The sequence below is a fragment of the Terrabacter terrigena genome (assembly GCF_042676085.1).
Classification (GTDB): domain Bacteria; phylum Actinomycetota; class Actinomycetes; order Actinomycetales; family Dermatophilaceae; genus Terrabacter; species Terrabacter terrigena.
This window is the reverse complement of sequence record NZ_JBHTKH010000002.1, coordinates 131,909-153,870: the sequence shown is the minus strand read 5'-3', so window position 1 is coordinate 153,870 and position 21,962 is coordinate 131,909. Positions and strand designations below refer to the sequence as shown.

Genomic DNA, 21,962 nt, shown 5'->3' with positions numbered 1-21,962 from the left:
GACTGAGTGTTCTTTCGATCGGGGGTAGGGTGGCCGGCACGGCGACGACGGGCCTGACGATCCTGAGCCGAGCACGACCAGAGGCCGTCCGCGATCCGCGGCGGCGAAGGTGTGGTGGCACAGCGACATTCCCCATCGCCCACACCTCCGGGGCACCAACCCTCTGGAGGTGAACGGAATGCAACCAACCCAACCCACGACCCTGGCTCCGCGCGTGCTCGCGCGCGACCTCGGCACCGTCGAGGCCGGCAGCCCTGCCACGCTCGCCGGCTGGGTCCACCGGCGCCGCGTCCTCGCGAGCGTCACGTTCCTCGTGCTGCGCGACCGCTCGGGCCTGGCGCAGGTCGTCGTCAAGGACGACGCGACCGTCGCGCAGATCGCCGGTCTGCCCGAGGAGACCGTCGTCGAGGTGACGGGCACCGTTTCGGCCAACCCGGCAGCGCCGGGTGGTGCCGAGCTCGTCGAGCCGACCGTCAGGCCCCTGACCGAGCCTGCGGCAGCGCCGCCGGTCGAGCTGTGGCGCCCGACGTTCGGCGCCGGGCTCCCGACGCACCTCGACCACGCCGCGGTCACGCTTCGGCACCCGAGACACCGCGCGGCCTGGCAGATCGCCGGCGCCTCGCTGCGCGGGTTCCGTTCTGCGTTGGGCTCGCTCGAGTTCACCGAGATCGCGACGCCGAAGCTCGTCGGCACCGCGACCGAGTCGGGCGCCAACGTCTTCACGGTCGACTACTTCGGCCGCACCGCCTACCTGGCGCAGAGCCCGCAGCTCTACAAGCAGATGCTCGTCGGCGTGTTCGAGCGGGTCTTCGAGGTCGGCCCGGTCTTCCGCGCCGAGCCACACGACACCGTGCGCCACCTCGCGCAGTACACCTCGCTCGACGCCGAGCTCGGCTTCATCCGCGACCACCGCGACGTGCTGGCCGTCCTGCGCGCCGCCGTCGCAGGCATGGTCGAGGGCATCACCACGTATGCCGGCGACGCCGCTGCGCTCCTGGGCGTCGAGCTGCCGCAGGTGCCGGAGGAGTTCCCCGTGATCCACTTCCGGGACGCGCTGGCGAAGGTCGGCGCCGACCCCGACGAGCCCGACCTCAGCCCCGCGCACGAGCGCGCGCTGGGGGAGTGGGCGCGGACCGCATACGGCTCCGACTTCCTCGCGGTCGAGGGCTACCCGATGACCAAGCGGCCGTTCTACACGCACCCGCAGCCGGGGGACGAGCGGTGGAGCAACAGCTTCGACCTGCTCTTCCGCGGTCTCGAGCTGACGACGGGCGGCCAGCGCCTGCACCGGCCGTCCGACTACACCGCCGCGATGGCGCGGACCGGCACCGACCCTTCGGTGCTGGCGGGCTACCTCGACGCGTTCGAGCACGGCATGCCTCCACATGGCGGGTTCGCGATCGGTCTGGAAAGGTGGGTGGCACGCCTGACAGGTGCCGAGAACGTGCGCGAGGTGACGCTCTTCCCGCGCGACCTGCACCGTCTGGAGCCGTGACGTTCGTGGGGCGAGGAGCCGACCAGCCGGGAGATCCACAGGGGTCCCACCGGCGTGTCGAGTTGCGTCACGACGATTCGTTACACCGTTCGCTTCCCCTCCAGTCACATCTGCCCCTAGTGTTGCTTCTTGCACCTGCGTGAAGTTTCGTCGGAGGGGAAGCCGTCGACGCGCGGGTGCGAACCCACCTGAAGATCGGGGTAACACATGTCGAATGAGCGCCAGCTCGCCGAGGTGCGGTTTCTAACCGTCGCCGAGGTCGCCTCGATCATGCGCGTGTCGAAGATGACGGTCTACCGACTCGTCCACGGCGGAGACCTTCCTGCCGTACGCGTCGGCCGCTCCTTCCGGGTTCCGGAGGACGCGGTGCACAAGTACCTCCAGACGTCCTACATCGACACCGCGTGAACACAGCGTGACACCCGCGTCACGACGCACCCGAAGGGGCGGCCACGACCACCAGGTCGAGCCGCCCCTTCGGCGTTCGGGCAGGTGGGCAGGTTGACAACGTGACGCTCCTTTTGGGCCAGAGGCCCCGTACGCGCTACGCTGTGGAGCCTGTTCGGCTCGTGAAGTTCGACCTACCCTCTCCGAGGTGTGTCGACGCAGGTCGGCATCAGCTCAGTCAGAGACAAGTCGCACGACAAGGACAAACATGGGTTCTGTCATCAAGAAGCGCCGCAAGCGGATGGCGAAGAAGAAGCACCGCAAGCTGCTGCGCAAGACGCGTCACCAGCGTCGCAACAAGAAGTGACCTGAGCTTTCAGGTTTCGGCGGATCGCCCCGCACGCTCTCGACCCTCACCCACGGTGGGGGTCGTTCGCGTCTCGGGACGCTGCCGTCGCGGCCGTGTCGCATCCGCGAGACGCTCGCCACATCCGGGCCCGGAGCGGGTGCGCCGACCATCTGGGCCACGACCCATCGGTAGGCTTCACGTGACGGTAGGGGCCGACGACAGGAGGACGTGATGGCAAAGGTCGTCCTCGTCACGGGGGTGTCCCGCTACCTCGGCGGCCTCTACGCGCGCCGCCTGTCGGCCGACCCCTCGATCGAGCGGATCCTCGGGGTCGACGTCGTGCCCCCGAAGCACTCGATCGGGCGGGCCGAGTTCGTGCGCGCCGACATCCGCAACCCGATGATCGGGCGCATCATGGCGCAGGCCGCGGTCGACACGGTCGTGCACATGAACGTCATCGCGACCCCCAAGGACACCGGCGGGCGGGTGACGCAGAAGGAGATCAACGTCATCGGCACGATGCAGCTGCTCGCTGCCTGCCAGAAGTCCGAGTCGGTCACGCGCCTCGTCGTGAAGTCGTCGGCCGCCGTCTACGGCTCCTCGCCGCGCGACCCCGCGATGTTCAGCGAGGACATGAACCCCAAGACGCTGCCGCGCACCGGTTTCGGGAAGGACTCCGTCGAGGTCGAGGGCTACGTGCGGGGCTTCTCCCGCCGCCGGCCAGACGTCGAGATCACGATGCTCCGCTTCGCCAACGTCGTGGGCCCGAGCATCCACACCGCCATCACCGACTACTTCTCGCTACCTGTGGTGCCCGTCCCGCTCGGGTTCGACGCCCGGTTCCAGTTCGTCCACGAGAACGACGCCACCGCCGCGATGATCCTGGCCACCACCGGGCCCGCCGTGGGCATCGTCAACGTGGCCGGCGACGGCTTCCTCACCGTCACGCAGTGCACGGCCATCGCCCGCCGCCCGATCCTGCCACTGCCCCTCGCGGCGGCCGGCGTCATCGGCAACGTCGTCAAGCGCAGCGGCCTGGCCGACTTCTCGTCCGACCAGCTCACCTTCCTCGCGTTCGGGCGCGGCCTCGACACGCACCGCATGCGCTCGGTGTTCGGCTTCGAACCGCACTACTCGACCCGCGCCGCCTTCGAGGACTACGCCAGCCACCTGCGCCCGGCCGTGCCCGGCGTGGAGGGTGTCGGCGACGTCGTCAGCGATGCTGCCGGCGGCACCGCGGCGGCCATCGCCCGAGTCTTCGACAGGATCCAGCCGTGACGACCCAGCCGACCGAGCCCAGCCAGTCGAGCCAGTCGAGCGAGCCGGCCGTGCAGACCGAGCCGCCGGCGCCCGCACGCCGTGCTGCGTCGAAGGCAACGTCGAAGGCCACGTCGAAGGCTGCGTCGAAGGCCACGTCGAAGGCTGCGTCGAAGGCTGCGTCGGACGCCTCGGACCGGACCGCTTCGGCTGAGAAGAGACCGCCGAAGAAGAGGGCGCCGAAGAAGGCCGCGTCGAAGAAGGCCGCGCCGAAGACGGCGGAGACGGCGGAGACGGCGAAGCCGGCCGCGACGAAGGCGGCGCCGTCGAAGACGGCAGCGCAGAAGCCCGCTGCGACCAGGAAGGCCGCTGTGAAAACCACCGGGGCGACGGGCGACAGCCCGGCGGCCTCGCGCCCGACACGGGCGACCCCGGCAGGGTCGCGTTCGGGCGGGGCGTTCGCCGCTGGTGCCGCACGGGCCTCGGGCGAGCGGCGTCGCCGCACCGGCACGCCCCTGCTGCCGACGCAGCCGGTCGAGGTGAGCGACGCGCGCCGCAGGTCGGTCGGCGCGGCCAGCCCGACGCTTCCCGACGAGGCCGTCGGGGTGACCGACACCCCGGTGACCGTCGACGTGGCGACCGAGCAGCGCGACGACACTACACCCGAGATCGCACCGGCCCCCGAGGCCACCGTCGTCGAGGCATCCGCCGACGGCGGTCCATCGGCCGGTGACGCGGCGACCCCAACGCCGACCTCGCCCCCTGGGACCTCACCCACGCCGACCCCACCCACCTCGCCGACCTCACCCACAGCGACGACGCCGTCCACGCCGCGCACCCGGCCGAGCAGGGCCTCGATGCGCTCCACGCGTCGCACCGCGAGCGGCGAGCCGACCCGCCTGCACGCCGTGCCCCCGGTGCACGAACCCCCAAGCGTCGACCAGGCGGACGCCCCGGGGGCGGGACGGCATACGCGAGCGGGTGACGACGGCTGGGAGCGCGCACTGACGTCCGGCCTGCAGTCGCGCGCCGAGAAGCTCGTCGGTGCGGTGCTCGAGGGGGCCGAGTTCACCTCCGAGTCACGGCCCGGTCCCGCCGAGCTCGTCGAGCTCGCCGTCAACGTGCTCCGTGCCGCGGCGACGTCGGCCGGTATGCCGGCCGAGGACGTCGAGCGCCAGGTCGCCGAGACGCTCGCCTACCTGCGCCGGCGCCTGTCGGGTGACTACGTCGTCGACGAGTTCGGCTTCGACGAGGACTACACGATCAACGTCCACCTGCCCCTGCTGCGGCCGCTGTACAAGAAGTGGTTCAGGGTCGAGGTGCGCGGCATCGAGAACATCCCCGACGACGGCGGCGCCCTCGTCGTCGGCAACCACTCCGGCACCGTCGCCATGGACTCCCTCATGACGCAGGTCGCCGTGTACGACGAGCACCCGAAGAAGCGTCACCTGCGCATGCTCGGAGCCGACCTCGTCTTCCAGATGCCCTTCATCGGCACCATGGCCCGCCGCTCCGGCACGACCCTCGCGGCCAACACCGACGCCGAGCGGCTGCTCGCGGGCGGCTCGCTCGTCGGGGTCTGGCCCGAGGGCTTCAAGGGGGTCGGCAAGCCGTTCAGCGAGCGCTACAAGCTGCAGCGCTTCGGTCGCGGTGGCTTCGTCTCGGCGGCCCTGCGCGCCGGCGTGCCGATCGTGCCGGTCTCCATCGTCGGAGCCGAGGAGATCTACCCCATCCTCGGCAACATGCCGGCCGTCGCCAGGCTGCTCGGCCTGCCGTACGCCCCGATCACGCCGACGTTCCCGCTGCTCGGCCCGCTCGGGATGGTTCCGCTGCCGAGCAAGTGGCTCATCGAGTTCGGTCCGCCGATCCAGACGACCACCTTCGGGCCGGAGGCCGCCGACGACCCCATGCTCGTCTTCGACCTCACCGACCAGGTGCGCGAGACGATCCAGCAGACGCTCTACAGCCTGCTCATGCAGCGCAAGTCCGTCTTCCTCTGACGTCCCTGGACTGGTCGACGGGCCGCGACGACGGCCCGAAGACCACCTCGGGCGGCCGGATCGACGACCTGTCATCGGGCCGTGCGGCGCTGCCCGCGGCGCGGCGATCCGGTCAGCAGCTCCGTGCAGCTCCGGATGCCGCGGTAGCCGTCAGGGGAGGCGCGGCGGGAGGGGCAGCTTCGGGAGCGTCGTCGTGGGGAGACGGGGGAGGGCAGGTGGCGTGATGACCACCGGTGGCAGCGGGATCGTCGCACCGGGCAGGGGCAGCGTGACGCCGCCGCCGCCGCCGACCCTGACGGTCGTGCTCGAGACGCCCACGTGGGGCAGGCTGACGGTCGCCCCCGGGAGGGTGACGCCGCCCCCGCCGACGCCGACCGACGTGCTGTTGACGCCCGCGCCGGGCAGGTTGATCGTGCCGCCGGGCAGGGTGACCTCACCCGTCACGTCGACGCCGCCGCGCGGCAGTGAGGGCAGTGTCGCGCTCGGCAGGCCTCCGCTGGGGAGCGTCGCGGACGGCGGTTGGGTTCGGGGGAGCGACGCGGACGGCCGCGGAGCCGGGGAAGACGGGCGTGGCAGTGTGGTCCCGCTCGTGGGGCGGACGGTGATGATGCTGCTGAGCAGCTGCTTGGCCTGCTCGGCGCGGTCGCCGCAGGCACTGCACGACGCGATCTCGCGCAGCGTGGCCACCTGCCCCGCGCCCAGCAGGTCGCGCAGCCGCTGCCACGACGGCAGCGAGTCCGCCGGCACGCGCGGCCGCATGGCGTCGACCTGCGGGATCGCCCGCGTGTAGAAGTCGGACAGCTCGGAGAGGGCGTCGGCCCGACCCTCGCTGCGGTAGATGTCGAGCAGGATCGTCTGCGCGCGCCTCGTGGCGTCGGAGGCCGAGTCGTAGGCCGTGTCGAGGTCGTGGGTCGACGGCTGGCCGCGGTCGATCAGGTTGCGCGCCTCGCCGATGTGCTCCTGCGCCTGCGCCAGGTAGGTCAGGCCCTGCTCGTAGCGCGAGCCGGACAGCTGGACAGCCGCGCGGTCGAGGAGCTGCTTGACGCCGTAGAGCGCGTCGCCGGGCACCGCCGACCTCGAGGCGAAGCCGAGCGCGCCACCGATGACCAGGACGGCTGCGGCTGCTGCCGCAAGGAACTTCAGCGGTCGCGCGGCGACACGGAGCACCGAGACGGTGCCGCCCGAACCGTTGTGCTCGGGGCCAGTGGCTCGCTGGGTGGCCTGCGCCGAGGTGCTCTCGAGGGGGCCCTCCAGCTCGGTGCTGGTGGGGCTGAGGGTGTCGCCGTCAGCAGGGTCGAGGGGGACGACCGGGACGATCGCCCGGGGGTCATCGGCCAGGAGCCTGGCGCGCAGGTCGGACACGAACTCGGCGCGCGGGGCGAGCCTGGCCTGGTCGACCGCCTGGACGGCGTGGAGCACGGCGACGAGCTCGAGGATGCCGGGGTCGGTGACCCGCTCGCCGTCGAGGGCGCGCTGCAGCAGCTCGCCGTCGGCGTTGGCGCCGAGGTCCATGTTCCCCTCCTTCGGTCTCGGGTGCTGGTGTCTGGGGTGGATCGGGTGTGGTGCGGTGTGGAGCGAGGGTCGTGGTGCCGGTCTGCGGGTGGGGCTGGTCGGGCTCTGGTCGGGGGCTGGGGTCTGCGCGCGTGCCCGTCACGGCGAGCGGTGGCCGGGCGCGGGACCCGGGGGCCCGAGCAGGCCTGCCGCGGCACGGCATACCTCAGGTGTAACGGCAAGGGGTGGGTGGTGCAGGTTGTTCGTCAGGGGCTCCGGCACCATCGTCGCTGCCATCGAGCCGCCTGCGTTCACGCGATCCACGGTCGCGCCGGTCGGCGCGCCGAGCGTTGGTCCGGGCCCACACGCACCGTCCCTACGTCGAGAGAACGACGCGGGTGGCAGTGGGGTTACGGGGTTCACAGCTCGACTCCTTCGAGCGACTTGCGCAGGGCGCGGGTGGCGCGGAGCTGGAGCTGCTTGACCGCCCCCTCGGACTTGCCGATCACCTTGGCGGTGTCGGCGAGACTGAGGCCCTGGAGGAAGCGCAGGGTGATGCACTCGGCCTGGTCGGGCCCGAGGCCCTTGATCGCCTCGACCAGCCGTTCGTCGCGCAGCCGGGTGAGGACCTCGGCATCGGGGGCGTCGACGCGCTCGTCGGCGTCGCGCATGTCGGCGGTCGCCACCTCGAAGCGGAACTTCGCGGACTTCACGTGGTCGGCGATGAGGTTGCGGGCGATCGTGACGAACCACGCCGCGATGTCCTTGCCCTGCCAGGTGAACGAGTCGATGCGTCGCATGGCCCGCAGGAAGGTCTCGGACGTGAGGTCCTCGGCGAGGGACCGGTTGGCCACCCGCACGAGGACGTAGCGGAAGACCGTGTCGACGTAGCTGTCGTAGAGCTGGGCGAAGGCCTCCTTGTCGCCGCCCTGGGCCAGCTCGACGAGCGCCGCGATCCGGGCCTGGTCGGCGGCGTCGCGCTCGGGGTGCAGGTGGCGGGGGCCGATCGACCCCGGCGGGGTCGGACCGACGTCGACGTGCGCCGCGCTCTCGTTGGCGAGCGAGGCCCAGAGGGCGTCGAGGGCCGACCGCCACGTCGGCAGCGACCGTGCGAGGGCAGGCGGGACCGACACCATCGCCGGGACCGTCCGCGGCGCGGAGACAGGGCCGAGTCGGCGGGCCGACGTCCTGTTCGAGCGCATTGGGGACAGTCTGTCGGAACGGAGGGCCGTCTGGGAGTTCGATCTGCTTTTGTGGTGCACGACCTACTCACCGGTACGCTCTCGCCCCATGCGTCCCAACCATGCAGGTGGCGCGGCCCCGGGGGAGACCGCCGCGCCTAGAGTGGGGAGCATGACGAGCGAGCAGCCCGCAGCCGAGGACGTGCCGCGAGTGGTCCTGCTCGGTCGCCCCGGCTGCCACCTGTGCGACGAGGCCCGCGAGATCGTGGCCCGCGTGACCTCGGAGCTCGGCGTCGAGTGGTCCGAGCAGTCGATCGACGACGACCCCGAGCTGTTGCACCGCTACGCCGAGCAGATCCCCGTGACCTTCGTCGACGGCCGCCGCCACGACTTCTGGCGGGTCGACGAGGCCCGGCTGCGCGCGGCCCTGCGCTGACCAGGTCGGGCGGCCGGGGCCCCGTCGACCACGACCTGCCTCGAGAGCGCGTCCCATGCCGTGGTAAGCCGCCGAAAGTCAACTTTGTGCATGGCTTCACAAACGTCTAGCCTGAACAGGTCCCCACGTGCTCCGCGTTCGGCCCGCCTCCGGCCCGGACGCCTCGCTGAGAGGAGCCGGTGAGCAAGCGTGTCCGCCGACCCTGCACTGCGTCGAGAGATCCCCGACGCGACCGTCGCGCGGCTCCCCGAGTACCTTCGCACGCTCTCGCGCCTCGCTGAGGACGGCGTCCTGTCGGTCTCGTCCGAAGAGCTCGCTGCCGAGGTCGGAGTGCGCTCCGCGCAGCTGCGCAAGGACCTCAGCCACCTCGGCTCCTACGGCGTGCGTGGTGTCGGCTACGACGTCGAGACGCTCGCGCTCGAGATCTCCCGGGCGCTGGGGCTCACCGAGGACTGGCCCGTCGCGATCGTCGGTATGGGCAACCTCGGGCACGCGCTCGCCTCCTACTCCGGATTCGTCACCAAGGGTTTCCGCATCGTCGGCCTCTACGACGACGACCCGGCCCTGGCCGACGAGCGGGTCGTCGGGGTGCGCATCCGCCCCCTGCGCGAGCTCGTCGACCACCACCAGGTCGACCCCATCGCGATCGGTGTCATCGCGACGCCTGCGCCCGCCGCGCAGGCAGTCTGCGACGCCCTGGTCGGCGCGGGCATCAGCTCGATCCTCAACTTCGCACCGGCAGTCCTCTCGGTGCCCGACGGCGTCGACGTACGCCGCGTCGACCTCTCCACGGAACTGCAGATCCTCGCCTTCCACGCCCAGCGCAAGTCGCTCGCCGCGGGAGACCTCCGATCGGCGGTGGTCGCCCCGTGAGCCTGCTCGTCATCGGACTGTCCCACCACACCGCGCCCCTGTCGGTGCTCGAGGCGCTGTCCGAGCGCCCCGACCGGGCAGCCGCCATCGGCTCTTCGGTGCTCGGGTCGGCCACGGTCACCGAGGCCGTCGTGCTCTCCACGTGCAACCGGCTCGAGGTCTACGCCTCGGTTCCGGCCTTCCACCCGGCCGTTGCCGCCATCGGCGAGGCGCTCGCCCTCGCCGCCGGCATCGAGGAGCCCGAGGGCCTGCGTGAGCCCACCGACCTGCCGCCCGGCGACCCTGCCGACGCCCTGGCCGCGCGCGCCGAGGCGCTCGCTGACCACCTCTACGTCCGCTACGACGACGCGGCCGTCGCCCACGCCTTCACCGTCGCCTGCGGCCTCGACTCGATGGCGGTCGGCGAGGCGCAGGTGCTCGGCCAGATGCGTGACGCCCTCGCCGGTGCCCAGGAGCGCGGCCAGGTGGGCGAGACCCTCAACGCGCTGTTCCAGCATGCGCTGCGGGTCGGCAAGCGCGCCCACACCGACACCGACATCGACCAGCACAGCGTGTCGCTCGTGCAGATCGCACTCGAGGAGGCGGCCGCGGTGCTGGGTTCGCTCGAGGCAGTCGACGCGGCCGTCATCGGTGCGGGTGGCATGAGCGGTCTCGCGGCGGCGACGGCGGCTCGGGCGGGCGTCCGGTCGCTCACCATCGTCAACCGCACCCTCGAGCGCGCCGAACGTCTCGCCGAGGCCACGTCGGGTACTCCACGTCTGTGGAGCGACCTCAGTGACGTCGTCGCCGAGAGCGACCTCGTCATCACCTGCACCGGCGCCGTCGGCCACGTGATCACGGCCGACCTGCTCGCGGCCGGCGCCGCCCGGCGCGACGGTCGCCCGCAGGTCGTCGTCGACCTCGCCCTGCCGCGCGACGTCGAGCCGGTCGAGACCTGGCGGCAGCCCGTGCCCGGCGTCACGCTCATCGACCTGCAGACCCTCGGCCTGCTCCTCGAGGGCCGCGCCGACACCACGCAGGTGGTGCGCGTGCGCGACCTGGTCACGGGCGAGGTGGCCGACTACCTCACCCGGCGCATGGAGAAGTCCGTGGCGCCAACGGTGGCCGCGCTCCGCGCCCGGGCGGCCGACCTCGTCGCGTCCGAGATGGACCGCCTCGACCAGCGCCTGCCCAGCCTCGACGAGGCGAGCAGGGCGGAGGTCGCTCTCGCCGTGCACCGCATCGTCGAGAAGCTGCTCCACACGCCCACCAAGCGCGTCAAGGAGTTCGCGATGGAGGGTAGCGGCGACGACTACGCCGCCGCCCTGCGCGAGCTGTTCGACCTCGAGCCCAAGGACGTCGCCAACGTGTCGACGCCGCCGAAGCGAGGGAAGTCATGACCGCCCTGCGTCTCGGCACCCGCCGCTCGGCCCTGGCCACCACCCAGTCCGGCTGGGTGGCCGACCGCCTGCGCGAGGCCGGCCACGAGGTCGAGCTCGTGGAGATCACGACCGAGGGCGACGTCTCGGGCGAGCTGCTCACCGCGATCGGCGGCACCGGCGTGTTCGCCGCCGCGATCCGCCACGCTCTGCTCGACGGGCGCATCGACGTCGCCGTTCACTCGCTCAAGGACCTCCCCACCACGCCCGAGCCGGGGCTCGTCGTCGCCGCCGTGCCGGTGCGCGAGGACAGCCGTGACGTCCTCGTCGCCCGCGACAAGCTCACCCTCGGTGAGCTGCCTCCCGGCTCGGTGGTCGGCACCGGCTCGCCGCGACGCACGGCACAGCTGGCGGCACTGGGGCTCGGCCTCGACATCCGCCCGATCCGCGGCAACGTCGACACGAGAATCGGTTTCGTCACCTCCGGCAAGCTCGACGCCGTCGTCCTCGCCCGAGCCGGCCTCTCGCGGCTCGACCGTCTCGACGAGGCGACCGAGGTCATCGACCCGATCCAGGTGCTGCCCGCGCCAGGGCAGGGTGCGCTCGCCGTCGAGTGCCGGTCCGACCGGGCCGACGTCGTCGCGGCGGTCTCGGCGCTCGACGACGCAGACACCCGCGCGTGCGTCCTCGCCGAGCGGTCGCTCCTCGCCTCCCTCGAGGCCGGGTGCACCGCCCCCATCGGGGCGCTCGCCGAGGTCGTCGAGGGCGACGACGGCCTGGAGCTCTCCCTCCGCGCCTTCGTCGGCAGCGAGGACGGCTCCGTCGAGCTGCGCCGGTCGCTCGTCGGCCCCTACGACGAGCCCGAGGCCCTCGGCTCGCGCCTGGCCCACATCCTCCTCGAGGACGGCGCCGCCGACCTCCAGGTCACACCGTCAGCTGGACCCGCACCAGACCACGCCCCACACCAACCGGAGCAAGTTTCGTGACTCCTTCCCGCCAGCCGTCAGAGCAGACGGTCTCGACTCCCACCCACGCGACGACTCCTGCTCGTGTCGCCTTCGTCGGGTCCGGTCCCGGTGACCCCGGCCTGATGACGCTCCGCGGTCGCGACCTGCTCGCCGCCGCCGACGTCGTCGTGACCGACCGGATCGCACGCGACGACGTCGTGCTCGAGCACGCCCGGCCCGACGTCGAGATCATCGACGCCGGCCACGGCGAGCAGGGCCAGGAGCTGACCCATGCCGTGCGTGCCAAGCTCGTGGTCAAGGCCGCGAAGTCGGTCGGCCCGAACGGTCTCGTCGTGCGCCTCATGGACGGTGACCCCGCGACGTTCAACGGTCTCGTCGAGGAGGTGCGCGCCTGCCGCAAGGCCGGCATCACCTTCGACGTCGTGCCGGGTGTGTCCGCGCTGACCGCCGGGCCCACGTACGCCGGTGTCCCGCTGACCTCGAAGTCGACCGGTGCGGTGCACGTCGTCGGCGTCGACCGCTCGAGCGTCGACTGGTCGGCCTACACCGCAGACGGCGACACGCTCGTCCTGCTCGGCGGCACCGACGGCGTCCGGACCGCGCTGGCCGCCCTGCTCGCCGCCGGTCGTCCCGCAGAGTCCCTCGTCGCCCTCTCGGCCAACGGCACCACCGTGCGCCAGTCGTCCGTCGCGACGACCCTGGGCGCGGTGGACTCGGTGTTCGCAGGCAAGGAGCCCCTCGAGGTCTCCCTCGCCGTGGTGTCGCCGAACGTCGGGCTGCGCGAGGAGTTCTCGTGGTTCGAGAACAAGCCGCTCTTCGGCTGGAAGGTGCTCGTTCCGCGCACCCAGGCCCAGGCGGGCCCGATGGTCGACCGTCTCGCCTCCTACGGGGCCACCGCCGACGTCGTCCCGACCATCTCGGTCGAGCCGCCGCGCACGCCCCAGCAGATGGAGAAGGCCGTCAAGGGCCTCGTCACCGGCCGCTACGAGTGGATCGGCTTCACCTCGGTCAACGCGGTGCGTGCCGTGCGTGAGCGCTTCGAGGAGTTCGGTCTCGACGCCCGCGCCTTCGCCGGGCTCAAGGTCGCCGCCGTCGGTGGCGTCACCGCCGACGCGCTGCGCGAGTGGGGCATCAACCCCGATCTCGTGCCCACCGGCGAGCACTCGGCCGCGGGCCTGCTCGAGGTGTGGCCCGAGTTCGACGAGGTGCTCGACCCGATCAACCGCGTCCTGCTGCCCCGCGCCGACATCGCCACCGAGACGCTCGTCGCCGGGCTGCGGGAGATGGGCTGGGAGGTCGACGACGTCACCGCCTACCGCACCGTGCGCGCCGCCCCGCCGGCCGCCTCGATCCGCGACGCGATCAAGGGCGGCGACTACGACGCCGTGCTGTTCACGTCGAGCTCGACGGTGCGCAACCTCGTCGGCATCGCCGGAAAGCCCCACGCCGCAACGGTGGTCGCCTGCATCGGTCCGGCCACGGCCAAGACGGCGCAGGAGCACGGCCTGCGTGTCGACGTGCTGGCACCCGAGGCCTCTGCCCTCAGCCTCGTCGACGCCCTCGCCGGCCACGGCGTCGGCCTCGCCGTCGCCGCGGCGGAGGCGGGCCAGCCCGTCCAGCGACCCAGCGACAAGCGTCCGGCCTCCCGCCGCCGCGCCCGCTGACGGGCTGCGTGATGATCGAGCGTCCCCGTCGGCTCCGGCAGAACGCGGTCCTGCGTTCCCTCGTCGCGGAGACCCGGCTGCACCCGCGCGACCTCGTGCTCCCGGTCTTCGTGGGCGAGGGCCTGACCGAGCCGCGGCCGATCACGAGCATGCCCGGGGTCGAGCAGCACACGCTCGAGGGCGTCGTCGACGTGGCGCGCCGGTGCGTGGCCCGGGGCCTGGGCGGCATCATGCTCTTCGGCGTGCCGCTCGAGAAGGACGCCACCGGCTCGGGCGCGATCGACCCCGACGGCATCCTCAACGTCGCCCTGCGCGCGGTGCGTGAGGCCATCGGCGACGACCTCGTCGTCATGGCCGACACGTGCCTCGACGAGTTCACCGACCACGGGCACTGCGGCGTCCTCGACGAGCACGGCCGGGTCGACAACGACGCCACCAACGAGCTGTACGCCCAGATGGCCGTCGCGCAGGCGCGTGCCGGAGCGCACGTGGTCGCACCGAGCGGGATGATGGACGGTCAGGTCGCCGTCATCCGCGAGGCGCTCGACGCCGAGGGCCTGACCGACACGGTCGTCCTCGCGTATGCCGCGAAGTACGCCTCCGCGTTCTTCGGGCCGTTCCGCGAGGCCGTGCAGTCGAGCCTGCAGGGCGACCGGCGCACCTACCAGCAGGATCCCGCCAACCTCGTCGAGTCGCTGCGCGAGATCGACCTCGACATCGCCGAGGGCGCCGACATGGTGATGGTCAAGCCGGCCATGTCCTACCTCGACGTCGTCGCGGCCGCCGCCGAGCGTTCGTCCGTGCCGGTGGCCGCCTACCAGGTGTCGGGTGAGTACTCCATGATCCAGGCCGCGGCAGCGAACGGCTGGATCGACCTGCGCGCCGCCGCCCTCGAGTCGCTGACCTCGATCCGCCGTGCGGGGGCGCAGGTCATCCTCACGTACTTCGCCCTTGACGTGCCGGACTGGATCGCCTGAGACCACTACCATCTGGTACGTCGCAGGAGGTTGACATGGCAGGTACAGGGGATGACGGCGTGCAGTGGCTCAGTGACGCGGAGCAGGCGTCCTGGCGTGCCATCCTGCGGGGCACCCGTCTGCTCGAGCGCGCGCTCGACGACGCGCTCGGTGACGCCGGCCTGCAGCTGAGCGAGTACGAGATCATCTCGATGCTGTCCGAGAGCCCGAACCACCGGCTCCGCATGTCCGAGCTCGCGGCGATGGTCGTCCAGTCCCGCAGCCGGCTCACGCACACCGCGAAGCGCCTCGAGGACCGCGGCTGGGTCACGCGCGAGCAGTGCGCCGACGACAGGCGCGGCGTCGAGCTCGTGCTGACGACCGGTGGCCTGACCGCAGTCGGCGAGATCGCCCGCGTGCACGTGCAGAGCGTGCGCGACAACCTCGTCGACATCATGACGCCGACGCAGTTCTCCGCCATCGGCGATGCCATGGCGATCGTGCGCGACCACCTCGATCCCGAGGGCGTCAGCGGTTCTTGACCTCGTGGTGCGACGGGCCCACGGCGTACGCCTACGCCCGAGTTGGCAGGATGGGGCCATGAGCTCGCAGCCCCTCCCCGTCCAGACCGCCGAGGACGCACCCGCGTCGGCAGCCCTTCTCGCGCGCGCCAGCCAGGTGATCCCGGGCGGCGTCAACTCGCCGGTCCGTGCCTTCCGCGCCGTCGGCGGCACGCCGCGCTTCATGGCGAGCGGATCGGGCCCGTGGCTCACCGACGCCGACGGCAAGCGCTACGTCGACCTCATCTGCTCGTGGGGCCCCATGATCCTCGGGCACGCGCACCCCGACGTGCTCGCGGCCGTGAACCATGCTGCTGCGCAAGGCTTCTCGTTCGGCACGCCCTCTGAGAACGAGGTTCGCCTGGCCGAGGAGATCGTCGCGAGGGTCGAGCCGGTCGAGCAGGTGCGCCTCGTCAACTCCGGCACCGAGGCCACCATGTCGGCCATCCGCCTCGCGCGTGGCTTCACCGGACGCGACGTGATCGTGAAGTTCGCGGGCTGCTACCACGGCCACGTCGACGCCCTGCTCGCGTCGGCGGGGTCGGGCATAGCCACGTTCGCGCTGCCCGACTCCGCGGGCGTGCCGCGCTCCAGCGCCGGCGAGACCATCGTGCTGCCCTACAACGACCTCTCCGCGGTCGAGGCGGCGTTCGCCGAGCGCGGCCACGAGATCGCCGCCGTCATCACCGAGGCCGCCCCGGGCAACATGGGCGTCGTGCCGCCCGACCCCGGCTTCACCGAGGGACTGCTGCGCCTGACGAAGCAGCACGGCGCGCTGCTCGTCTCCGACGAGGTCATGACCGGCTTCCGCTGCAGCGCCTCCGGCTTCTACGGACTCGAGGGGCCGTATGCCGCAGGGGCGCCCGACCTGTTCACCTTCGGCAAGGTGATGGGTGGCGGGTTCCCCACCGCGGCCTTCGGTGGCCGGGCCGACGTCATGGCGCTGCTCGCGCCTCAGGGGCCCGTCTACCAGGCCGGCACGCTGTCCGGTAACCCGGTCGCGTCCGCCGCCGGCCTCGCGACCCTGCAGGGCTGCACCCCGGCCGTCTACGAGCGGCTCGACACGGTGGCGCACGCCATCGCCGACGCGGTCGCGAACGAGCTCACGGCCGCCTCGGTGCCGCACACCATCCAGTGGGCCGGCTCGATGTTCTCCGTCTTCTTCCGCGACGGCGCCGTGACGAGCTACGACGAGGCGAAGGACCAGGACACCGCCGCCTTCCGCCGGTTCTTCCACTCGATGCTCGGCCAGGGCGTCCACCTGCCGCCGAGCGCGTTCGAGGCATGGTTCGTGTCGGCGTCGCACGACGACGAGGCGGTCGAGCACGTCATCGGGGCGCTGCCGACCGCGGCCCGCGCCGCGGCGACGCCCGACTGAGCGGACGGACGTCAGCTGGCCACTCGTGGCCACTCGATGGTCAAGAGGGGGCCAGCTGTGGCCCTCGACGGTTGGAGCGTCGGGTCAGTGGATGCGACAGGAGCCCAGCCCAGGGGCCCGACCGCACGGGCACGGTCACACGGCGGCCACACGGGCCCGGCCGCGCGGCCTGCCCATGCGGCCCGGCCACACGGCATACGCCCGCGGGGGCATTGTCGGCGCGGGCCCGGGGGAGGAGTCTGGACGGTGACGGCGGCGCCGTCCGGGTGCCGCCTCGAGCGAGGGAGGTGGGCCGTGCACGCACGTTCCACGACGGTCATGGGCCGTCCCGGCATGATCGAGACCGGAATCGCGCACGTCCAGGACGTGGTGATGCCCAAGGTCAGGGCGATGGACGGGTGCGTCGGGCTGTCCATGGTCGCCGACCGCACGAGCGGCCGCTGCATCGTGACGACCGCGTGGCGCGACGAGGAGGCGATGCGCGCGACGGCCTCCCTGGTCGAGCCGCTGCGCACCCAGGCCGCCGAGCTGCTGGGCGGCGAGGCGACCGTGGACGAGTGGGAGATCGCCTACCTGCACCGCGACCACCGAGCCGCCGACGGGTGCTGCGCCCGCATCACGTGGACGGAGTCCGACCCCGACTCGATCGACCGCGTCATGGACGCGTTCCGGATGGGGATCATGCCCCACGTCGAGGAGTTCGAGGGCTTCTGCAGCGCAAGCATGTTCGTCGACCGCGCCTCGGGGCGAGCCTGCGTCACGGTGACCTACGACTCGACCGAGGCGATGATGACGACCCGCAACGCGGCCATGGGCCTGCGCGCCGACCTCGCGGCCGACACGGGCACGCGCATCATGGAGGTCGGCGAGTTCGCGCTCGCCATCGCGCACCTCGACGTCCCCGAGATGGTCTGACCGCGTCCGACCCAAGAAGTGACCCAGATGGCGTCACCCCGACGGGTGGCGCCATCGCCGTGCCACGGGTTGGGCGTGCGCCTAGTGGACGGCCGCGAGCAGGACGCCGACGCCGACGAAGAGGCCGCCGAAGACGCGGTTGAGGGTGCGCTGCCCCGACTCGCGCTGCGTCAGGCGACCGAGTCCGCGGGCCGCCGCTGCGAAGAAGAACCACATGACGACGACGTCGATCACCACGACGGTCGCGGCCAGCACGGCGTACTGCGTCAGCAGGGGCTGCTCGGGGCGGATGAACTGCGGCGTGAAGGCGAGGAAGAAGACGACTGCCTTCGGGTTGGTGAGGTTGACGAGCAGCCCGCGGCGGAACATCGACCAGGCCGGCTCACGTCGCAGCTCCCCGACCCGTGCCGCAGCGGCCCTGGAGCGGTACTGCCGCACGCCGAGGAACACGAGGTAGGCGGCGCCGGCGTAACGGATGACGTTGAAGAGCAGGGGAGACCCGGCTACGAGCACGCCGACGCCGGCCGCCACGACGGCGATGTGCGCCAGCAGGGCGACCTGCTGCCCGAGGATGCCCCAGATCGACCGGGTCCACCCCGAGCCGAGGGAGTTGGCCATGGTGTTGATCGCGCCGGCGCCCGGCGTGAACGAGATCAGCGCACCGGCGGCGACGAGGGTGAACCAGAGTGACCACGACACGGTCCGGAGTGTAGGTCGGCCGCGCCGTTGATCGCTGCGGCGTCCGGGAGGGAGTCGGCAGCCACTGTCGGTGGTCGAAGATATGTTCGACTCATGGACCCGGAACCGTCGACGCTCGAGCTCCTGAGGAGCCGGCTCACCGACCTCGAGGCGCGACAGCGCGCCACGGGCGGTGCGTCCGAGCGCGGGTTCCAGCTGCGGTTCTCCGGGCGTATGCCGTCTGCGTCGTCCGAACCCTTCGCGTCGTCGGTTCGTGGCGGGGTCCGGGCGCGGCGGCTGGCGCCGGAGGTGCGGCCTTCGGGCGGTCCTCGGGGGCCGTGGGCGGGTGTGCCGGTGGAGGAGCTGGAGTCGATCGACCTGCTCGACGTCCGCTGGCTGGATGCTGCGGGCTACGAGCGGATGGTCAACGACCCCGCCTGGATCGCGTCGGTCGAGGCTCGCATCGAAGGCCGCGTGACCGCCCGAGCCATTACGCCACGGGGGAGTGACAGCGCGTTCGACGGACCCGACGGGTGCGATGACAAAGATGACAACCGGCAGGCCATCGAGCTCGAGGCCAGCCTCGGGATCGGTCTGGGCTCGCACGCCGAGGACGCTTTGGTCGCGGCGGCCGAGCGGGTCGCGCGTGAACGCCGCGCGCTGGAGGTCACCCTCGTCACGATCGTGTCCGAGCTCGTCTCCCGTGGTGTCGAGGCGCCCGACGGTCTCTCCCGCATCGACTGGCTCCGCTGCCATGACCCGAGCCTGACCGCCGCGCAGGCCAAGGCGTTCGTCACCGTCGGCACGGCCCTCGCGCAGGCGCGTTGGGCGCGGCTGCGGATGCTCGTGGCGACCCAGCAGGTCACCGTCGACAACGCCGCCCAGATCATCGACTTCGACACCCGCGTCGCCCCGGTCGCCGACCCCGACGACCTCACCACGGCCATCGCCGACCTCACCGACCAAGCAGCGCAGTTGCGGCCCGAGGAGCTGGCCCGGCTCGCGCGGCACCACACCGAACAGGTCCGCCCACCCCGCGACGAGGACCGCCTCGACCACGGCCGCCGCCAGGCGCGCGGGCTCTGGTTCACCCCGCCGACCGCGACCGGCATGGTCGGCCTGCGCGGGATGCTCGACCCCGAAGGCGCCGCGGTCCTCAAGGCCGCCATCGACCCCCTGGCTGCCCCGACACCCGACAAGGACGAGGCGGGCCGCACCATCGCCCCCGACGAGCGCACCCCGGCCCGCCGGCGGATGGACGCCCTCCTGACCATCGTGCAGCGCGGCGTCGCCGCCGCACACGGTGTCCCGGTCACCGACAAGGCCAAGGTCGTCGTCCTCATCGACCACGACACCCTCGTCGACGACCTCACCGACTCCACCGCCGTGAAGGGCGCGGGAACGACACTCACCGGTGAGGTCCTCTCACCGAGCGTGGTGCGCCGCATGGCGTGCGACGCCGAGATCATCCCGATGGTCCTCGGCCGCGACGGCGCCCCGCTCGACGTCGGCCGCAGCCAACGGCTGTTCACCTCCAGCCAACGCCTCGCCCTCATCGCCCGCGACAGAGGGTGCAGCTTCGACGGCTGCACCGTGCCGCCGACCTGGTGCGACGCCCACCACGTCATCCCGTGGCACCGCGGCGGCCGGACCGACCTCACCAACGCGGCACTGCTGTGCCCCCGGCACCACACCCACGTCCACCAGCACGACCTCACCGCGACCGTCACCGCATTCGGCGTCACCTGGCACACCAGATGACCCCGCCCCACACCCCGCCCGAGCCGGGCGGGGCCAGCGGAATGTCCGGGTCTCGGTAGCTGTCGACGCCCGCCCACGGGCCTCCGCCTCCCGCCGCGTCGCTGACGCGCCAGTAGAGCGCGCCGCAGCTCGCTTCGTGGAACGGGTCACAGGGGGTGCACAGGAGCGGGTGCGGATTCGGTCCTGAGCAGGAGGTTTGAGAGACTGTCGCCCATGGGTCAGAGCACGGACGGGGCGGCGGCGCGCGCCGACGACCTCACGGTCGTGCACCTGATGCGACATGGCGAGGTCCACAACCCGAGCGGGGTGCTCTACGGGCGCCTGGACGGCTTCCACCTCTCCGGCCTCGGCAGCGAGATGGCCCGCCTCGTCGCGGCCCACCTCGAGACCAACGACATCACCTACGTCGTCGCGTCGCCGCTCGAGCGGGCGCAGGAGACCGCAGCCCCGATCGCGGCCGGTCACGGCGTCGAGGTCCACACCGACGCCCGTGTCATCGAGTCCGAGAACCGGTTCGAAGGCCGCGGCACGAGCGCCGGCGAGCTGTTCCACCCGCGCAACTGGCACCTCTTCCGTGACGTCACGAAGCCCTCGTGGGGCGAGCCCTACGAGGACATCGCGACCCGCATGCTCTCCGCCATCGCCGACGCCCGTGACGCGGCACGCGGTCACGAGGCCGTCGTGGTGAGCCACCAGCTGCCCGTCTGGACCGTGCGCAACAAGCTCGAGGGGCGACGCCTCTGGCACGACCCTCGCAAGCGCGAGTGCACCCTGGCCTCGCTCACGTCACTGACCTACCGGGGCGACGAGCTCGCCTCGATCTCGTACTCCGAGCCGGCCGCAGCGCTGCTCGCGCGGGCCAGCAAAAGCGTGGGCGCCTGATGGAGCACGTCGACCGACGCACCGCACTGCGGTGGGGCGCCGTCGCCATGGCCGGGGGCCTCGCGACCTTCGCCGCGGCGTGCTCGTCCGACCCGAACTCGGTCGCCGACCAGGCCCGCTCGGGTGACCGCAAGGGCTACGTCGCGGGCGACGGCTCTATCGAGCAGGTGCCCGCCGCCGACCGCGGCGAGCCGGTGCGCCTCAGCGGCACCACTCTCGAGGGCAAGCCGTGGGACATCGCCGACCGCGCCGGAACGGTGCTCGTCGTCAACGTCTGGGGCTCGTGGTGCCCGCCGTGCATCGAGGAGACCCCGGCCCTGCAGAAGGCGTGGGAGTCCGTCCGGGCCAAGGGCAAGAAGGTCGAGTTCATCGGTCTCGACAAGCTCGAGAGCCCCGAGACCGGACTCGCCTTCCAGACGGCCAACAAGGTCACCTACCCCTCGCTCGCCTTTGACGGCGGTGTGCCGCTGCTCGCCCTCCAGGGCAAGGCCTCGGCGACCCCGACCACCCTCGTCCTCGACGGCGAGGGCCGCATCGCCGCCCGGGTCTCCGGGCCCGTCTCGACGACGACCCTGCTGGGTCTGGTCGACGACGTCCTCACCGGGAAGGCCTGAGTCCCGTGGGCTCCGAGATCGCCACTGGCTCGCTGCTCGTCGCGGCGGCCGTCGCTCTCGTGGCCGGCTTCGTCTCGTTCGCGTCGCCCTGCGTGCTGCCGCTCGTGCCCGGCTTCCTCGGCTACGTCACCGGCCTGTCCGACGTGTCGCTCGAGAAGCGCTCGCGTGGGCGGCTGGTCGTCGGCGCGCTGCTCTTCGTGCTGGGCTTCACGGTCGTTTTCCTCATCGCGGCCGCGGCCGTCTCGGCCGTCGGCCTCGCGTTCCGCGAGCACCAGAGCACCCTGCTCCGGGCGGGCGGCGGCGTCGTGCTCGTCATGGGCGTGCTCTTCCTCGGCGTCGGCCGCTCGTATGCCGTGCCGGTGCGCTGGCGACCGCGGGCGGGGCTCGCGGGCGCGCCGTTGCTCGGCGCCGCGTTCGCCGTCGGCTGGTCGCCGTGCATGGGCCCGACCCTCGGGGCGATCCAGGCGATGGCGGCCCCGATCTCGGCCGAGTCCGGCTCGATCGGCCGGGGGCTCGCGCTCGCGGCGGTCTACTCGATCGGGCTCGGGCTGCCCTTCGTCCTCATGGCCGCACTCTGGGAGCGGGCCGGGCGTGCGAGCGACTGGCTGCGACGCCGCCGCCGTGTGCTCCAGACCGTCGGCGGCCTGCTGCTCGTCGTCGTCGGCCTGCTCATGCTGACCGGCGTGTGGGAGACCGTCGTGGTCTGGCTGCAGGTGCGTCTCGTCAACGGCTTCCAGGTGGCGATCTGAGATGGCGACC

Annotated in this window: 22 protein-coding genes; 18 read left to right on the top strand and 4 right to left on the bottom strand. The window is 72.2% G+C overall.

Annotated elements, in window-relative coordinates:
* Window positions 1–178 precede the first annotated feature (178 nt).
* The 4 genes from aspS (at window position 179) to ACFQ2V_RS04960 (ending at window position 3,509) form a co-directional block, all read left to right on the top strand.
* On the top strand, window positions 179–1,495 hold the full coding sequence (aspS, locus tag ACFQ2V_RS04975; protein WP_386051294.1) for an aspartate--tRNA(Asn) ligase: 1,317 nt from the start codon (window positions 179–181) through the stop codon (window positions 1,493–1,495).
* A gap of 207 nt (window positions 1,496–1,702) precedes the next feature.
* The gene (locus tag ACFQ2V_RS04970) at window positions 1,703–1,903 is read left to right on the top strand and encodes a helix-turn-helix domain-containing protein (RefSeq protein WP_020145054.1); all 201 of its coding nucleotides are present in this window, start codon (window positions 1,703–1,705) and stop codon (window positions 1,901–1,903) included.
* 247 nt (window positions 1,904–2,150) lie between these two features.
* Window positions 2,151–2,249 carry a 30S ribosomal protein bS22 gene (locus tag ACFQ2V_RS04965; RefSeq protein ID WP_003792170.1) on the top strand — a complete coding sequence of 33 codons (99 nt, stop codon included), beginning with the start codon at window positions 2,151–2,153 and terminating at the stop codon, window positions 2,247–2,249.
* A 213-nt stretch (window positions 2,250–2,462) separates the two neighbouring features.
* Entirely contained in the window at window positions 2,463–3,509 is a 1,047-nt protein-coding gene (locus ACFQ2V_RS04960) for an NAD-dependent epimerase/dehydratase family protein (protein WP_386051292.1), read from the top strand.
* Here ACFQ2V_RS04960 and ACFQ2V_RS04955 read toward each other — a convergent pair.
* A complete protein-coding gene (locus ACFQ2V_RS04955) occupies window positions 3,445–4,356 on the bottom strand; it encodes a hypothetical protein (protein WP_386051291.1) in 912 nt (303 codons plus the stop codon). The genes ACFQ2V_RS04960 and ACFQ2V_RS04955 overlap by 65 nt on opposite strands.
* Between ACFQ2V_RS04955 and ACFQ2V_RS04950 the strand changes: the two genes are divergently transcribed.
* Entirely contained in the window at window positions 4,346–5,488 is a 1,143-nt protein-coding gene (locus tag ACFQ2V_RS04950) for a lysophospholipid acyltransferase family protein (RefSeq protein WP_386051289.1), read from the top strand. The two genes, ACFQ2V_RS04955 and ACFQ2V_RS04950, sit on opposite strands and share 11 nt — an antisense overlap.
* 150 nt (window positions 5,489–5,638) lie before the next feature.
* Here the strand turns inward: ACFQ2V_RS04950 and ACFQ2V_RS04945 are convergent, their stop codons facing one another.
* Window positions 5,639–7,000, bottom strand: coding sequence for a DUF5667 domain-containing protein (locus tag ACFQ2V_RS04945; protein ID WP_386051288.1), 1,362 nt, complete (start codon window positions 6,998–7,000; stop codon window positions 5,639–5,641).
* A 398-nt stretch (window positions 7,001–7,398) separates the two neighbouring features.
* On the bottom strand, window positions 7,399–8,181 hold the full coding sequence (locus ACFQ2V_RS04940; protein WP_386051286.1) for an RNA polymerase sigma factor: 783 nt from the start codon (window positions 8,179–8,181) through the stop codon (window positions 7,399–7,401).
* 151 nt (window positions 8,182–8,332) lie between these two features.
* Here ACFQ2V_RS04940 and ACFQ2V_RS04935 point away from each other — a divergent pair, with 151 nt between their 5' ends.
* The 9 genes from ACFQ2V_RS04935 to ACFQ2V_RS04895 all read left to right on the top strand — a co-directional run bounded on the left by ACFQ2V_RS04935 (window position 8,333) and on the right by ACFQ2V_RS04895 (window position 17,268).
* Window positions 8,333–8,596 (top strand): glutaredoxin family protein, encoded by a 264-nt coding sequence (locus ACFQ2V_RS04935; RefSeq protein ID WP_386051284.1) that lies wholly within the window; start codon window positions 8,333–8,335, stop codon window positions 8,594–8,596.
* A gap of 189 nt (window positions 8,597–8,785) precedes the next feature.
* Window positions 8,786–9,469 carry a redox-sensing transcriptional repressor Rex gene (locus ACFQ2V_RS04930; RefSeq protein WP_386051282.1) on the top strand — a complete coding sequence of 228 codons (684 nt, stop codon included), beginning with the start codon at window positions 8,786–8,788 and terminating at the stop codon, window positions 9,467–9,469.
* Window positions 9,466–10,848, top strand: a complete 1,383-nt coding sequence (gene hemA, locus ACFQ2V_RS04925; protein ID WP_386051280.1) for a glutamyl-tRNA reductase — start codon at window positions 9,466–9,468, stop codon at window positions 10,846–10,848. Before ACFQ2V_RS04930 ends, hemA begins: the two co-directional genes overlap by 4 nt.
* Complete coding sequence (gene hemC, locus ACFQ2V_RS04920) at window positions 10,845–11,813, top strand: hydroxymethylbilane synthase (protein ID WP_386051278.1); 969 nt, start codon at window positions 10,845–10,847, stop codon at window positions 11,811–11,813. Before hemA ends, hemC begins: the two co-directional genes overlap by 4 nt.
* Window positions 11,810–13,459, top strand: coding sequence for a bifunctional uroporphyrinogen-III C-methyltransferase/uroporphyrinogen-III synthase (locus ACFQ2V_RS04915; RefSeq protein WP_386051277.1), 1,650 nt, complete (start codon window positions 11,810–11,812; stop codon window positions 13,457–13,459). The genes hemC and ACFQ2V_RS04915 overlap by 4 nt, the downstream gene beginning before the upstream one ends.
* Before the next feature lie 11 nt (window positions 13,460–13,470).
* Entirely contained in the window at window positions 13,471–14,436 is a 966-nt protein-coding gene (gene hemB / locus ACFQ2V_RS04910) for a porphobilinogen synthase (RefSeq protein WP_386051275.1), read from the top strand.
* Window positions 14,437–14,471: 35 nt separating this feature from the next.
* Window positions 14,472–14,957 (top strand): MarR family winged helix-turn-helix transcriptional regulator, encoded by a 486-nt coding sequence (locus tag ACFQ2V_RS04905; protein WP_386051273.1) that lies wholly within the window; start codon window positions 14,472–14,474, stop codon window positions 14,955–14,957.
* Window positions 14,958–15,015: 58 nt separating this feature from the next.
* Window positions 15,016–16,353 carry a glutamate-1-semialdehyde 2,1-aminomutase gene (gene hemL, locus ACFQ2V_RS04900; protein ID WP_386051272.1) on the top strand — a complete coding sequence of 446 codons (1,338 nt, stop codon included), beginning with the start codon at window positions 15,016–15,018 and terminating at the stop codon, window positions 16,351–16,353.
* Window positions 16,354–16,647: 294 nt separating this feature from the next.
* Window positions 16,648–17,268: an antibiotic biosynthesis monooxygenase gene (locus ACFQ2V_RS04895; protein ID WP_386051271.1), complete on the top strand. Its 621-nt coding sequence runs from the start codon at window positions 16,648–16,650 to the stop codon at window positions 17,266–17,268.
* Between the two features lie 81 nt (window positions 17,269–17,349).
* Here the strand turns inward: ACFQ2V_RS04895 and ACFQ2V_RS04890 are convergent, their stop codons facing one another.
* The gene (locus ACFQ2V_RS04890) at window positions 17,350–17,967 is read right to left on the bottom strand and encodes a LysE family transporter (protein ID WP_386051270.1); all 618 of its coding nucleotides are present in this window, start codon (window positions 17,965–17,967) and stop codon (window positions 17,350–17,352) included.
* Window positions 17,968–18,060: 93 nt separating this feature from the next.
* On the opposite strand from ACFQ2V_RS04890, the gene ACFQ2V_RS04885 reads away from it, so the two are divergent.
* The 4 genes from ACFQ2V_RS04885 to ACFQ2V_RS04870 all read left to right on the top strand — a co-directional run bounded on the left by ACFQ2V_RS04885 (window position 18,061) and on the right by ACFQ2V_RS04870 (window position 21,952).
* Window positions 18,061–19,707, top strand: a complete 1,647-nt coding sequence (locus tag ACFQ2V_RS04885) for an HNH endonuclease signature motif containing protein (protein ID WP_386051268.1) — start codon at window positions 18,061–18,063, stop codon at window positions 19,705–19,707.
* 213 nt (window positions 19,708–19,920) lie between these two features.
* Window positions 19,921–20,589: a histidine phosphatase family protein gene (locus ACFQ2V_RS04880; RefSeq protein ID WP_386051266.1), complete on the top strand. Its 669-nt coding sequence runs from the start codon at window positions 19,921–19,923 to the stop codon at window positions 20,587–20,589.
* Window positions 20,589–21,203 (top strand): TlpA family protein disulfide reductase, encoded by a 615-nt coding sequence (locus ACFQ2V_RS04875; RefSeq protein WP_386051264.1) that lies wholly within the window; start codon window positions 20,589–20,591, stop codon window positions 21,201–21,203. Before ACFQ2V_RS04880 ends, ACFQ2V_RS04875 begins: the two co-directional genes overlap by 1 nt.
* 5 nt (window positions 21,204–21,208) lie before the next feature.
* The gene (locus ACFQ2V_RS04870) at window positions 21,209–21,952 is read left to right on the top strand and encodes a cytochrome c biogenesis CcdA family protein (RefSeq protein WP_386051263.1); all 744 of its coding nucleotides are present in this window, start codon (window positions 21,209–21,211) and stop codon (window positions 21,950–21,952) included.
* The last annotated feature ends 10 nt before the right edge of the window (window positions 21,953–21,962 follow it).